The 13264-nt window shown below is 45.1% G+C and carries 14 protein-coding genes and 1 tRNA gene; 9 read left to right on the top strand and 6 right to left on the bottom strand.

What is annotated here, in order from left to right:
* Positions 1-14 precede the first annotated feature (14 nt).
* From KNO86_RS01755 to KNO86_RS01735, 5 genes are all read right to left on the bottom strand, one after another.
* The gene (locus KNO86_RS01755) at positions 15-1445 is read right to left on the bottom strand and encodes a sucrose-specific PTS transporter subunit IIBC (protein WP_214692221.1); all 1431 of its coding nucleotides are present in this window, start codon (positions 1443-1445) and stop codon (positions 15-17) included.
* A 2-nt stretch (positions 1446-1447) separates the two neighbouring features.
* Positions 1448-2386 (bottom strand): carbohydrate kinase family protein, encoded by a 939-nt coding sequence (locus KNO86_RS01750; protein WP_214692213.1) that lies wholly within the window; start codon positions 2384-2386, stop codon positions 1448-1450.
* A 107-nt stretch (positions 2387-2493) separates the two neighbouring features.
* Complete coding sequence (locus tag KNO86_RS01745) at positions 2494-3483, bottom strand: LacI family DNA-binding transcriptional regulator (protein WP_214692211.1); 990 nt, start codon at positions 3481-3483, stop codon at positions 2494-2496.
* Between the two features lie 47 nt (positions 3484-3530).
* Positions 3531-4007 (bottom strand): N-acetyltransferase, encoded by a 477-nt coding sequence (locus KNO86_RS01740; protein ID WP_214692209.1) that lies wholly within the window; start codon positions 4005-4007, stop codon positions 3531-3533.
* 87 nt (positions 4008-4094) lie between these two features.
* Entirely contained in the window at positions 4095-4958 is an 864-nt protein-coding gene (locus KNO86_RS01735) for a cation diffusion facilitator family transporter (RefSeq protein ID WP_214692206.1), read from the bottom strand.
* 180 nt (positions 4959-5138) lie between these two features.
* Between KNO86_RS01735 and KNO86_RS01730 the strand changes: the two genes are divergently transcribed.
* The 7 genes from KNO86_RS01730 (at position 5139) to KNO86_RS01700 (ending at position 11685) form a co-directional block, all read left to right on the top strand.
* Positions 5139-5450: a hypothetical protein gene (locus tag KNO86_RS01730; RefSeq protein WP_026826028.1), complete on the top strand. Its 312-nt coding sequence runs from the start codon at positions 5139-5141 to the stop codon at positions 5448-5450.
* A 40-nt stretch (positions 5451-5490) separates the two neighbouring features.
* Positions 5491-6282 carry a class I SAM-dependent methyltransferase gene (locus tag KNO86_RS01725; RefSeq protein WP_214692204.1) on the top strand — a complete coding sequence of 264 codons (792 nt, stop codon included), beginning with the start codon at positions 5491-5493 and terminating at the stop codon, positions 6280-6282.
* A 138-nt stretch (positions 6283-6420) separates the two neighbouring features.
* Positions 6421-8814, top strand: coding sequence for an immune inhibitor A domain-containing protein (locus tag KNO86_RS01720; RefSeq protein ID WP_214692202.1), 2394 nt, complete (start codon positions 6421-6423; stop codon positions 8812-8814).
* Positions 8815-8921: 107 nt separating this feature from the next.
* Positions 8922-8992, top strand: a tRNA-Thr gene (locus KNO86_RS01715).
* A gap of 206 nt (positions 8993-9198) precedes the next feature.
* The gene (locus KNO86_RS01710; RefSeq protein ID WP_214692200.1) at positions 9199-9936 is read left to right on the top strand and encodes a hypothetical protein; all 738 of its coding nucleotides are present in this window, start codon (positions 9199-9201) and stop codon (positions 9934-9936) included.
* A 156-nt stretch (positions 9937-10092) separates the two neighbouring features.
* Positions 10093-10392 carry a hypothetical protein gene (locus KNO86_RS01705; protein WP_214692198.1) on the top strand — a complete coding sequence of 100 codons (300 nt, stop codon included), beginning with the start codon at positions 10093-10095 and terminating at the stop codon, positions 10390-10392.
* A gap of 597 nt (positions 10393-10989) precedes the next feature.
* On the top strand, positions 10990-11685 hold the full coding sequence (locus KNO86_RS01700; protein ID WP_214692197.1) for a queuosine precursor transporter: 696 nt from the start codon (positions 10990-10992) through the stop codon (positions 11683-11685).
* Between the two features lie 38 nt (positions 11686-11723).
* Here KNO86_RS01700 and KNO86_RS01695 read toward each other — a convergent pair whose 3' ends face one another.
* Positions 11724-11972, bottom strand: coding sequence for a hypothetical protein (locus KNO86_RS01695; RefSeq protein WP_214692196.1), 249 nt, complete (start codon positions 11970-11972; stop codon positions 11724-11726).
* A 147-nt stretch (positions 11973-12119) separates the two neighbouring features.
* Between KNO86_RS01695 and KNO86_RS01690 the strand changes: the two genes are divergently transcribed.
* Together KNO86_RS01690 and KNO86_RS01685 are read left to right on the top strand one after the other, a co-directional pair.
* Positions 12120-12476: a PilZ domain-containing protein gene (locus KNO86_RS01690; protein ID WP_214692194.1), complete on the top strand. Its 357-nt coding sequence runs from the start codon at positions 12120-12122 to the stop codon at positions 12474-12476.
* An 88-nt stretch (positions 12477-12564) separates the two neighbouring features.
* Positions 12565-13206, top strand: a complete 642-nt coding sequence (locus KNO86_RS01685) for a hypothetical protein (RefSeq protein ID WP_214692192.1) — start codon at positions 12565-12567, stop codon at positions 13204-13206.
* Positions 13207-13264 lie beyond the last annotated feature (58 nt).

Below are 13264 nucleotides of genomic sequence, written 5' to 3'. Positions count from 1 at the left end.
CACTTCCTTTTTCATTACGCGGCTTGTTTGACCGCTTCTTTTTTTGCTTGTCGCTTCGCGAGGATGAATGTCAATCCAAATGTCACGGCGAATGCGATAGCCATACCGATGATATATGAGATGATCGAACCAGGTGCGATTGAGATAATTCCCGGTAATCCAGCAGCACCGAGCGCTACTGCCAATACGTCGTTTCCAACGATGAATGCAGAGGCGATAGCTGAACCGACGATGGCTGCGATGAACGGATAACGAAGCTTTAAGTTAACCCCGAACATGGCAGGCTCTGTGATTCCAAGTAATGCTGAGATCCCTGATGCTGATGCGACACCTTTCATCTTCTTATCAGCAGTCAAGAAGAAGACAGCGAGTGTAGCCGCCCCTTGTGCGACGTTCGACATCGCAGCGATTGGGAAGATGAACGATCCGCCAGTTTCGGCGATATCAACAAGAAGTTGTGTTTCAATCGCGATGAAGCTATGGTGCATACCTGTAATAACGATTGGGGCGTAGAGAAGACCCATGATCAAACCACCGACGAATCCGAGTGAATCATACGTCCATACCAACCCATCAATGATCAAGTTCCCTGCTTCACGTGTGATTGGACCCACGAATGCGAACGTGATGAACGCTGTGAAGAGGAGTGAGAGTAACGGCGTAAGCAAGATATCAAGTGACGCCGGCATGAACTTCCGAATATTGATTTCAAGCTTCGATAAAATATACGTCGAGACGAGGACTGGTAAGACTTGTCCTTGATATCCTAACTTCTCAATCTCAAGACCGAAAATGTTCCAAACCGGAATTTCTTCAACACTAGCCTGTGCATATGCGTTAATCAAGTCCGGGTGAACCATGATCATACCGAGCGCTGCACCAAGATACGGGTTACCCCCGAATCGCTTGGCTGCGGAGAAACCTATGAGTACAGGTAGGAAAACGAAGGCGGCATTTGCGAACGTATTGATCATTGCTGCGAGGTCTGCCATGCCTGGATACTGGTCAATCAATGAACGTCCTTCGAAGAACAAATCCGGTGCCGTCAATAAGTTGTTGATCCCCATCAAGAGACCGCCGGCGACGATGGCCGGGATGATTGGAACAAAAATATCCGATAACATTTTGACGAACTGTTGGAGCGGGTTCATCTTTTTCGCCCCGGCCGATTTCACATCTGTCGTCGACATGTCTCCAAGTCCTGTTAATAACGAGAACTCTGTATATACCTTGTTGACCGTACCTTGTCCGATGATGATTTGGTATTGTCCTCCCGTTGAGAACGTTCCTTTGACAACATCGAGTTGTTCGAGAGCTTTCTCATCAACCTTCGACTCATCGTTCAATACGAGACGAAGACGCGTCGCACAGTGAGCAGCTGCCGCCACGTTTTCTTTCCCACCAATCGCTTCTAATATCGATGCTGCTTCTTTTTTGTAATCCATTTTCATTTCCCTCCTAACGTTTCATTCACAAGTTGTCGTGATGGAATTGCTGGAATAGCGCCATAAGCTGTACATGTTAATGCACCCGTTACGTTTGCATATTCGATGTCGGAACGTAAGCGCTCCGGGTCAAATCCGAGTGACGCCAAACGATACAGATAAGCACCGACGAACGCATCTCCCGCTCCAGTAGAATCGACACTATCGATCGAGATTGAAGGAACGATTTCATGATGTGTGCTTGTTGCAATCAACGTCCCACGAGACCCTAATGTGATGGCAATCTGTTTTGCACCTAATTGAAGTAGTGCTTGAACAGCGTCTTCAAGTTGCTCTTCGCCGGTCAGTAAGTGTGCTTCTTCTTCACTCAATTTAATGAAGTCTGATTCTGCGATGAAATGTTTCGAATCTTGTTTGAACTGCTCAAGGTCCGTGATCAATGCATCTCGATAGTTCGGGTCAAATGAGATGAACAAGCCATCCCGTTTTGCAAATTGCAATAATTTGAAGTACGCATCTTTTAGTTTTCCATCTAGTAATGCTGTCGCAGAACCGAAATGAATGAGATCACCTTTTTGAATCAATGACAAATCAATGGATTCAAACGCATAATCTCCATCACTTCCGCGACGGAATGTGAAGTCCCGCTCTCCGTCCTCTTGAATCGACACAAAAGCGAATGTCGTATCTCCCGATTCAACAAGGTTGTCTGTGCTGACTCCGTTGTCGGTCAACGTCTGTTTCAAGAAAAGACCGAACGGGTCATTTCCGACTTGTCCGAGAAAACTCGACTGTCCACCATGCTTACTGACGACTGCCGCCACATTCGCAGGTGCGCCACCTGCTTTTTTGACGAACGTCGTTCCGTTAACGAGGTCGCTCGAGGCATCCTCGCATACCCAGTCAATCAACAATTCGCCGATACAATGTACGGTGTTCATATCGTCCACCTCCAAAAATCTTATAAGTTCTACATACAATTGGTACCGGTTCCAATTTAGAATAAAAAATGTTGCGGAACCGGTTCCGCAACACGAATGTAAACGATTTAATTCAGCTTGTCAACGCTTTCGCGCACTTTTAATTCAAAAATTGTGAACGTTTTCATCGGGACGTCATTTCCTTGTAAAAGTTGAAGCATCATATCTGCCGACTTGGCCCCAGTTCGCCGATACGGAAGATGGATGGTCGTAATCGATGGATGTAAGACTTCCGTAAAATCATAGCCACCAAAGCCACTGACAGAGATGTCATTTGGAACAGAAATCCCCTGATTCGCCAGTCCCTTCAATACACCAAGGGCAATATTGTCCGTTGCACAAATAATGAGTGAGGTCGAGCCAATCTCCTTGGCCAACCGTTCTCCAATCGGAATGGCATCTTCGATTTTAAAGGTTGTCTGAACGACTGTGACGCGTGCATCTGCCTCATGAAGCGCCTTTAAAAATCCATCACGCCGATCTTGTCCGACTGCGATATCTGCCTCCGAAACACCGACGTAGACGACGTCCCGATGACCCCATTTCGTGAACTCTCTACCGAGAGCATATGCGGCTTCATAGTCCGGGTAGACGAGACTGTGCACGTTGTCATGCTGTTGACCAATCAGCAACACCGGAATTTGAATCACCTCTATTGCTTCGAGGTGACGGTCGGTGACAGTCGTTCCTAGCCAAATGATGCCGGCGACCTTTTGTTTGGCGAGGTTGTATAATTGTTCAATCTCTCGTTCCGTCTGTTGTGCCGTGTTGACGACGAGCATCTGATAGCCTCGTTCTGTCAATCGTTCATCGATTCCCATCATCGTACGCGAGGCGGCGTAAGAATCGAGTCGCGGAACGATGACCCCAATCATCTTCGTCTGCTTTGACTTAAGACTTTGGGCGAATTGATTCGGTTCATAATTGGTTTCCCGGATGACCCGATCGAGTTTTTCTCTTGTCGCCTTCCCTACCGACCCACCGTTCAAATAGCGGGAGACTGTACTCTTTGCGACTCCTGCGAGCTCGGCGATATCTTTAATGGTGACCTGCTTCATCCTTACCCCTCCATATGAAAAAAGCTGACGTGCGAGACGCCGTCAGCTTAATGGTTTACTACATATCGTTTCTTGAAATTTAAATAATATAGACCGTTTCGCTTTTCAAATCCGTTTTGAACGAGCACTTGATGCATCTCTTGTTGATGTGGGCTCGTCGGTGGAATCCCGGCGCGAACTGTTTGTCCATCCATCAACTTTGAGTCCAATAAGGCGAGACGCAAACCTTCCGTAGCATATCCCTTATTTTTGTATGCATCGAACACCATTAGGTCAAGTTGGTAAACTCGGGCAAGCTTGAGCAACAAGACTTTACCGACAAGTTTGTCATCGACCATCAAGTCGTAATAAAAGTCTTCTCCGTAACTATGCTCTTCTGCATGATAAAGTTGCTCCGTCCCCATTTCTTCGAGGATCCCTTTCAATTCATCAGCAGAAACGCCATATGAGTTTTCTCCATATTTCTGAAAGTGTTCATATTCGATCTCATCAATTTGGCGAATAGGTTGACGCACGATGTTCATCCCGTGCCCTCCTTAACTAGTAGTTCAATATCTGTCTGCGCTTATTATAAACGAATCCAATCATGAAGCGCAAAAGATAACCGAACGTCAAATCGGTTCAATATGAATATGTACCGAATCGACCGCATGCTGTTCATCCAGTTTCCGTTCGATTTCGTCACATAATTCATGGGCCGCGTCTACGGTCAAATCTCCATCAACTGCAATCGTCACATCGAGCATCACGTGATTTCCTAGATGACGCCCTTTAATCTCCCGAACTTCTTTCACACGTTCAAATTGTTCAATCGTTTCCTCATAAGACTCGACGAGGTGTGGAGGGAATCCGTCAGAAAGCTGATGGGTTGCATCTAAAAAGATTTGGATCGCTGTCCGGATGATCATGCCGGCAATAACAATTGCCAAGACCGTGTCCATCCAAGGCAGTTGGAAATAAGCGAATAGCACACCAAGCGTAGCTCCAACTGAAATCATCGCATCGGCCAAGTTGTCTTTCGCCGCAGCCTTAAGTGCCAATGATTTTGTTTTCTTTGCGAGGTTCAAGTTGAAGCGATACACCCCGAACATGACGAGCGCACTGGCGAACGCGACGACCGCTGCTAACGGGTTCGGTTCTGCATATTCTCCCCCGATTAAATTCGACAGACTATTAAAGAAGACGAAAATACCGACCGCAATCATGATCAATGAAGCGATGAGTGCAGAGATTGTCTCCATCTTCGCGTGACCATATTTATGCTCGGCATCCCGAGGCAACGCCGCAACCCGAATTCCGATATAGACGGCGACCGATGCGATAATATCCGTCGTGTTGTTGAATCCATCGGCTAAAACCGCCTCAGACTCATATAAGTATCCGAAGAACACTTTTAATATAGATAAAATCAAATATGCCGTGATCGACACAATCGCTCCCTTGAGCGCTTTTGGTGGATGATTTGTGGTCTCCATCCGCCCACCTCCTTATTAGCTCAGTTAGTATAGCAGGTGAACTTCGTGTGGGGATAGAGAAACAATGTTTCTTACAGTCAAAATAAATGGAATATATTCCCGGTAGTTTCGTTTAACAAATTTTATGGTAAAGTAAACAGGAAGAGACCTTAGGGTTAAACCGCAAAAGAGGTGAAACAGATGTTTACTGAACGAGATGGAATCAAATTACGATTGGAACAAATTGACAGATTGCTAGTGGATTTAAATCGTGAAGCGAAACAATTGATGGCGCGCCTTCGCGAATTAGATGCCTCTGGAGAAAATCCGCATGAAGTATCCTTAAAACCTGAAGAACGTGACACGTTGAAATCGTCAATCGACGAGACACTCGAAGCACTTCAAAGCCGTTCAAAACGTCCGGTGAACGTGAACGACGAGAAGAAGAAAGAACTCGCTTCTCACAAAGCACTGATCGATGAACTGTCAGATTTACTCAGTAAGAAAAAATGAGACGCGACTGCGTCTCATTTTTTATGAAGGAGCCCGTCCCATGTATATCGTAACCACTTGTTTACGTCCGACAGACGAAGTATTATATCGGGCGCAAACGCATGCCACATCATATAATATGAAATTTGTCGAGCGACGCAAACATTCCATTGAGGAATTGAAAAAGCGGCATCGCCAAGATGTGCTTGTCTTTGACAAGCGACGCGTCGAGTTCACACCATTACAAAGTAAAGAGCCATTCTTTTTTCACCCTTCTAGCTCGGTCTTTCGCGTGAAGCAACTCAGTCGTGGCGGAACAGATCCACTCATTGACGCATTACAAGCAGTACCTGGTGATCGTATTTTAGACTGTACGCTCGGACTCGGATCGGACAGTATCGTCATGAGCCATGCCGTCGGTTCAACCGGAAAAGTAATCGGTCTTGAGAGCCAATTCATAACGGCACAGCTCGTCCGAGAAGGCATGTCCGTATGGGTCGAAAAAGATGAGCAGGTCAATGAGGCAATGCGTCGCATTGAGGTCGTTCATACGAATTCTCTCGAATATTTGAAAACATGTGCGGAAAATTCGTTCGACTGTATTTACTTTGATCCGATGTTCGAAAAGACGATTTCAGAATCGGTTCATCTGAACCCACTTCGTTCAATCGCCGACACCTCCCCACTCTCGGAAGAGTTGATGGTTGAAGCGAAACGAGTAGCTAAGAAACGAATTGTCTTAAAGGCGCATTTCGAGAGCGATGCCTTCAAACGCTATGATTTTACTCACATAAAGCGAAAAACATCGAAGTTCCATTATGGATATATCGACCTGGAGTCTAAGACTATTTAGTTCATATTGACTAAATAGGTCTTTAGACTCTTTTTCTGGTTATTATTTTCTGAATATTGACATTAATCAGACACAAACGGTACATTTACAACAAGCTCACACATTTTCCCATTATTTTTTTACAGGAGGTTCATACAAATGAAAAATCGTTCCATCCGTCGAACGACACTCGCGGCTCTCATGACATCTGCCATGACAGTCAGTATCGTTCCGGCTGCTGGTGCTGCACCGCTATCGGTTGCACCATCTGTACCGACAACGAGCGAGCTCGCTCCGTTCGACCATAACATCATCGATGAAGATCGTCTCGCAAAAGCACTCGAGAAGCGTGGCGTCATCAAAAAAGGATTGTCAGCATCTGAGCGCATGAAAGCGGTCGACGCGTACATCGCGAAAAAACAAGGTGAAGCGAAAGATCCACATAAGCACGACGACGAATTGAATGAGAAGGCTTCAAAAGCAAAAGAGAAGATACATACTCAATTCGAAAAAGAAACTGAACGAATTCTCGACAAAGCGAAAAAGGGACAAGCGAACTACCGTAAAGGAAAACCGAACGGTCAAGTGAAGGTTTCTCCGGCACAACAATCATCTTATAACGGTGCAGTGCGTGAAGATAAGGTCCTCGTCCTTCTCGTCGAGTATAGCGACTTCAAACACAATAACGTCGAACAAGATCCAGGCTATATGTATAGCGATAACTTCAGCAAAGAGCATTATGAAAAATACATGTTCGGTGATGAATCATTCGAACTCTTTAACGGTGAGAAAGTACAAACGTTTAAACAATACTATGAAGAACAGTCAGGTGGAAGTTACACGGTCGACGGTGAAGTTTCGGAATGGTTAACCGTACCAGGAACTGCGAAAGACTATGGTGCAGACAAAGGCGATGGCGGTCATGATAACGTCGGTCCTGGTCCACGTCAACTCGTTAAAGATGCGTTGAACGCTGCTGTCGCATCAGGAATCGATCTTGCCGAGCACGATCAATACGATCTTTACGACTTGGATGGCGACGGTGACTTCAATGAGCCAGACGGCCTCGTCGACCACTTGATGATCATCCATGCTGGTACTGGTCAAGAAGCTGGTGGTGGCGCACTTGGTGACGATGCAGTATGGTCACACCGTTGGGTCCTTAACGGCGTTTATCCGGTAGCCAACACAGAAGCTGCAGTTCCTTACTGGGGCGGTAAAATGGCGGCGTATGATTACACGATTCAACCAGAAGACGGCGCAGTCGGCGTCTTCGCACACGAATTTGGACATGACCTCGGTCTTCCAGATGAGTACGATACGCAGTACACAGGTCAAGGTGAGCCAGTACAATCATGGTCAATCATGAGTGGTGGTAGCTGGGCTGGTAAAGTCGCTGGTACAGAGCCAACAAGCTTCTCACCACAAAACAAAGAGTACTTCCAAAAAATCATGGGTGGAAACTGGGCGAACATCACAGAAGTCGACCTTGAAGATATCAACTCACAAGGTTTTGTCTCACAACTCGACCAATCTGTGACGAAGTCAAACAACCCAGGAATTATCAAAGTCAACCTTCCTGATAAGAAGATTAAAGGAATCGAACCAGCTTATGGCGAGCGCTACTACTACTCGACAAAAGGTGACGACATCCATACGGAAATGGCTACACCTAGCGTAAAACTTGGTGCGGACGGTGTCCTCACATTCGATTCATTCTATGAAGTCGAATCAGATTACGACTACTTGTATGTGAAAGCCGTCAGCGGCGGTAAAGAAGTTGTCCTCGATGTGTTCGGTGATGACGTCAACGGTGCAAACGAAGCTGGATACCCTGCTGAGACGACGAACGGTGCATGGGTTAACAAGTCTTATGACCTCTCACAATTCGCTGGACAAGATGTACAGATCGTATTCGAATACGTGACAGATGGCGGCGTCGCAATGAAAGGCTTCGCGGTCGACAACTTGTCAATCCAATCAGAATCAGCAACACTCTTCGCAGATGATGCGGAAGGTGCTGAAGCCGTCACACTTGATGGATTTGTCAACTCAGACGGATACGATTCAAAACCGCATTACTACTACCTCGAATGGCGTAACCATGCCGGGTCGGATATGGGTCTTCTCAACGGCCGTGGCGTGAAATACAACACTGGTCTTGTCGTATGGTACGGTGATGACTCGTACACAGACAACTGGGTCGGTGTCCACCCTGGTGAAGGCTTCCTCGGTGTCGTCGACTCTCACCCAGAGGCGCTCATCGGAAACTTGAAAGGGAAAGAGACAGTTGCAGGTAGCACGCGTTACCAAATCGCTGATGCTGCATTCAGTCTTGATAAGACACTCGCTTGGTACATCGATTCACCAAGTCGTGGTGTGTATGATTACAAAGCACAAGCTGGCGTGAAGCAGTTCAATGATGCGAATTCGTACATCAACTCACTCATCCCAGATGCAGGACGTAAACTTCCGCAATACGGACTCGTCATTGACGTTGTCGGTGAGGCGAAAGACAACTCTGCAGGTGCTGTTTGGATCCGCACAAAATAAGCTTGAACCATTTGACCTCCAGTCTTCTAACAAAGAAGATTGGGGGTCTTATTATTCTGAAAAAGCTTGAAAAATGGAATGAACGTGTGTAACATAGTTGGTGTAACGCCTCTGTAGGTTAGTGGCAGACCTCAGCAATGGTAATGCTGCAGCACGAGTTCGATTCTCGTCGGAGGCATCAAAAATACCGCTCAACGAAGCGGTTCAGAGCACTTCCTGTTTATGACAGGAGGTGCTTTCTTTTTGTCATTGCACAGAAATTGCACAGTTTTCATTTTCTCATGTCGTGAGCATTACTTTGTCAAACCGAAACTTTATTTGACAGATATGGGTATATGTAGATTGAATGATACGATATATACAAAAAATTAAGGAGTGTTAATCATGGACATTATAGGGAGTATTGGTGGTCTATTGTTCGCGATTTCATTTTTAATCTATATGGCAGCTCGAAAAGAAATTGAGCAAGACTATCAGCTACGCCACGAGAGTCCGCCTCGGATGTTGAAAATGAAACGTATTTCGGGTCAAATTCTAAGTCTTGGTGTGTTGTTGATACTTGTGTCATTCGCTTTTGGTAACGAAGATGAAGAAGCGCAAAATCCCAATGAAAGTACATTGAAAAGCGAAGAAGTAGTCGCTTCAGAAGAAAAAGTAGTTGTTGATACCAAACTAGTCATCATTGAAACCGATGAATTACCAGCTGGTATTCCAGCGGAGTATACGGATCGTTACACTGAAGTAAATGAAACTATCATGAGAACTGATGCATTACTCTCACTCATTAAGAAGAATTTTAGTGATTGTGATGGTTCGTGCGAAGAGAGACCGCTCTCAGAAATAGAAGATCGTTTCGACTCGATGGAAGAAATTATCGAAGCGTCACGTAACGAATTGCAGAAAGCGTCTGAAATCGTGAATGAAATAGCCTCGGACGACCCGCCCGCGCTTCATACACAAAAATTATTCGAGCTTGAACAAGAGTTACTCGCTACACGCTATTCTTTAGAAACAATGGTGATTGCCGACTCTTGGGAGTCGTGGTCTGAACCGGTTGAATACGCCGAAAGAACGAGAGCGAAACGGTTATACAAAGTGCGACTCGGAGACACTGTCCTCTAACAAAGTTATTATGTTGAGGGCAGCACTAAGGAGAATGCTGAACCTATCACAAATGAAGAATCTCCCGAAGCCCTACAAAGTACCGAAAATGTCATTGTTGGCTTTATTGCAATCGAAGATGAAATTAATGCTCTAACCAACTCGGTTTACGAGTCATTGGAGGCCGATTTCTTAGCTGCTGACACAGCGCTTCTTTTCTTAGAGTCCACACGTGAACAAGAAGTCATTGCAACAAATAGCTTTAATGATGTTGAGGCTTCTAAAGAATTATCAGGAGCAATCGGTAAACTAGACGATTTAAAAGAAAAGTTAAATAATTTCGAATCAGTCCTCGAAACATCTGAATGGAACGCGGATACTTATGATGATGTACTGTTAATAGTTGACTCATTCTACGAGGATTTAGAGTTTGATCCAGTTGCGGTCAAGCAATTTTTAGAAATCTACGGCTACTGATTTCGTGCACAGCATTGTGCACACTTACCGCCCATGCACTGGCGAATGAACAGTTATATACACCGATAACTTACAATGACTATTTTGGCAATAGTTCAATCACACCATACCTTTCATGAATCAACTCCCACAAAATCCTAGATTGGAAATGATAATGCTTCAGCACGAGTTTGATTCTCGTCGGAGGCATCAACTATATCCTTCAATCAAGCAGTTAAAAGCACCTATCGAACTTTTTCTTCGGTCGTCGAAACCTCAGATAAAGACAAACGGCCGCCAGATGACGATTGTTTGCGTCGCTCGTCCGTCGACGCCCCGACTCCTGCAGGAGAGCAATCCAACGGAGACCCAGCAGCGACCCAGGGCGCGATGCGGCTCCGGGATTGCCTGCGGAAAGCGTGGGCGTCGGAAAGGCGAGCGATATTATTCATGTTAATCAATAAACTGTACCTCCTGAATATTTCAGAAGGTACTTTTGGATTGCTGGTACACATCAACTAGAACTTCTTCATCTCCCTTCACCTTGACATCATTTCCGTTCCTCTATAAACTTGAAAAGTTGAAATCATCGAATAGTTAGAGGAAGGAGCATGATGCATGCTAAACGAATGGTTATGGATTCCTTCTGCCATCCTTACACTCGGTCTTCTCGTCCTCAGTTACAAATTGTTTGGACGGGTCGGATTATATGCTTGGATTGCGATGGCTTCGGTTGTCGCAAATATTCAAGTCACACAACAGATTGTAATTGGCGGATACATTTTTACGCTAGGTAACATCGTCTACGGTTCGCTTTATTTAGCGACTGATATTTTGAACGAAAAACACGGACGAGCTGCGGCTCGAAAAGGGGTATGGCTCGGGTTCTTCATTTTGATTGTTTCGACGATACTCATGCAGTATGCCCTCATGTATGAACCGTTCGAAGAAGCGCTCTTCATGCACGAAAGTTTTGAGGCACTCTTCTCGATGCTTCCATTGATCACACTTGGTAGCCTTGCCGCCTATCTCGTCTCTCAATTGTTTGACGTCTTCGTCTACTCGAAGATTCGCGCCAAAACGGGCGAGAAAAAACTCTGGCTCAGAACGACAGGTTCGACTGTTCTCTCACAATTAATTGATACGTTCACTTTCTGTATCATCGCTTTCTGGGGAATGGATTGGGACATCTGGTGGAACATCTTCATTACGACGTACGTTGCGAAATTTGTGATTGCCTGGATGGCAACACCGTTCATGTACTATGCAAAACGCACGAATCCACAAGATGAAACCAAACAAGACGCTGCATAAAATAAGCCGTAACTTCACCTTCGAAGTTACGGCTTTTCTTATGGTCGTTCAATCTGGATACGCACAGCATACGGACGGGCTTCTTCAATCGACGCCGACTCTCGACAGACGGTGATCGCCTTAAATGCATCAATGGCGACCGCTTCGATCGTTTGATCGTTCGTTTCGACTTCAAGAATGGTATAGGCAGGTAAACGCTCGAGTTTAACCCACTCCCCGTTACGTTTTTTTTCATAGATGACTGGTGTTTGAATCGAGTAACGTCGGAGTAAATCATGTACATTCATCTGATCTCCTCCCTATTTAAATCGTACACCCATTATAGAAAGCGTTTTCACATTTGTAAAGCGAGCTTATCTAAAAATTATACACATTTCCACTTCATTTCGAATTGTAAATGTCCGATATAGGGAGTAGAGAAATGGGGTGAATTGATGCGTTATCGCAGACAAGAAACTTTTCGCTATATTCTACCGAATCCCCGCACTATCCCATATCGACTCGTTTGGGAAGAGAAGGAACTTTATGATGGAGAAGGACTTCTATTGAATGTGAGTTCACATGGACTGAAATTGCGATCCGATTATCTTTTCCCACTATCCGATGATTTGCAGGTCCACTTCGTCCTCGATCTCGTTCCGACTCTTCAACCTATTGAGTTGATTGGACATGTCAGACATCGCAGTCAATTAGGTTCATTATACGATTATGGTATTTTGCTTGATGCCAAAATGGAAGAAACGCAACAACTTGTCACGATGATTAAAATGTATGCACGTGAAAATAAATGAGAACATGCGCCATCGCATCTTCTCATTTTTTCGTGTTTCCAAAAGAGGGTATACTACTATTATGACTATCATTGGGTGAGGTGTTCGTATGACGAGAAAATTTTTATTGATTCCATGGGGTATGGCCATTGCTTTTGCTATTTTTGGTCCAAACGTACCGTTTGACGGGCGATTCTTACTTGATTTTGTGACGTATAATACAGATGCTTACGAAGGCTACTCTCTTTCCTTATTCAGTATTCTAGGTGTATTTCCATTAGCCATGTTCCCGCTGCTTTGGTCAGAAGTGAACCAATTGAAGCCAAATCCGCTGTTTGCGGCAATTAGTAGTTTCTTCGTAGGAGGCTTCTTACTCGCTCCCTATTTGGCTTTCGCGAGACAATCCCCTTATCCAACTCCCGTTAAACCGCTTCCGACACGTATCCTTGGTGTCGTATTGTTGCTGGTGACAATCGGATTGTTTATCGCCGCCGCAAATACAGGGAATGTAGCAGAATATTGGTCGTATGTGGAGAACAATCAGTTCGTCCGAACGATGACCGTCGATTTCTTTTTATTGGCATTTATTCAGATCACGTTAATGAATCGTGATGCGAAGCGTTATAAGATGAGCCTTTGGCCTCTTCCATACATTCCCCTATTTGGCTTGATATTCTGGCTCATGATCCGGCATCAAAAACCGTTTAACGAGGCACCACCAAAACGTGAGCGGGCCGAGATGAAACATTGATATCCCGTTTTGACTCATGAACCGTTATACTAGTTAGTAGTTTTGTAATTAAAGGAGA

Origin of the sequence: Exiguobacterium sp. s160, assembly GCF_018617575.1 — a bacterium.
GTDB classification, from domain to species: domain Bacteria; phylum Bacillota; class Bacilli; order Exiguobacteriales; family Exiguobacteriaceae; genus Exiguobacterium; species Exiguobacterium aestuarii_A.
The sequence above is the reverse complement of the archived record's forward strand: the minus strand, read 5'-3'. Positions and strand labels throughout refer to the sequence as shown.

Excerpts from the sequence above, each read along its gene's own strand:
- KNO86_RS01755 (WP_214692221.1), bottom strand. The coding sequence starts at position 1,445 with ATGGATTACAAAAAAGAAGCAGCATCGATATTAGAAGCGATTGGTGGG.
- KNO86_RS01750 (WP_214692213.1), bottom strand. The coding sequence starts at position 2,386 with ATGAACACCGTACATTGTATCGGCGAATTGTTGATTGACTGGGTATGC.
- KNO86_RS01745 (WP_214692211.1), bottom strand. The coding sequence starts at position 3,483 with ATGAAGCAGGTCACCATTAAAGATATCGCCGAGCTCGCAGGAGTCGCA.
- KNO86_RS01740 (WP_214692209.1), bottom strand. The coding sequence starts at position 4,007 with ATGAACATCGTGCGTCAACCTATTCGCCAAATTGATGAGATCGAATAT.
- KNO86_RS01735 (WP_214692206.1), bottom strand. The coding sequence starts at position 4,958 with ATGGAGACCACAAATCATCCACCAAAAGCGCTCAAGGGAGCGATTGTG.
- KNO86_RS01730 (WP_026826028.1), top strand. The coding sequence starts at position 5,139 with ATGTTTACTGAACGAGATGGAATCAAATTACGATTGGAACAAATTGAC.
- KNO86_RS01725 (WP_214692204.1), top strand. The coding sequence starts at position 5,491 with ATGTATATCGTAACCACTTGTTTACGTCCGACAGACGAAGTATTATAT.
- KNO86_RS01720 (WP_214692202.1), top strand. The coding sequence starts at position 6,421 with ATGAAAAATCGTTCCATCCGTCGAACGACACTCGCGGCTCTCATGACA.
- KNO86_RS01710 (WP_214692200.1), top strand. The coding sequence starts at position 9,199 with ATGGACATTATAGGGAGTATTGGTGGTCTATTGTTCGCGATTTCATTT.
- KNO86_RS01700 (WP_214692197.1), top strand. The coding sequence starts at position 10,990 with ATGCTAAACGAATGGTTATGGATTCCTTCTGCCATCCTTACACTCGGT.
- KNO86_RS01695 (WP_214692196.1), bottom strand. The coding sequence starts at position 11,972 with ATGAATGTACATGATTTACTCCGACGTTACTCGATTCAAACACCAGTC.
- KNO86_RS01690 (WP_214692194.1), top strand. The coding sequence starts at position 12,120 with ATGCGTTATCGCAGACAAGAAACTTTTCGCTATATTCTACCGAATCCC.
- KNO86_RS01685 (WP_214692192.1), top strand. The coding sequence starts at position 12,565 with ATGACGAGAAAATTTTTATTGATTCCATGGGGTATGGCCATTGCTTTT.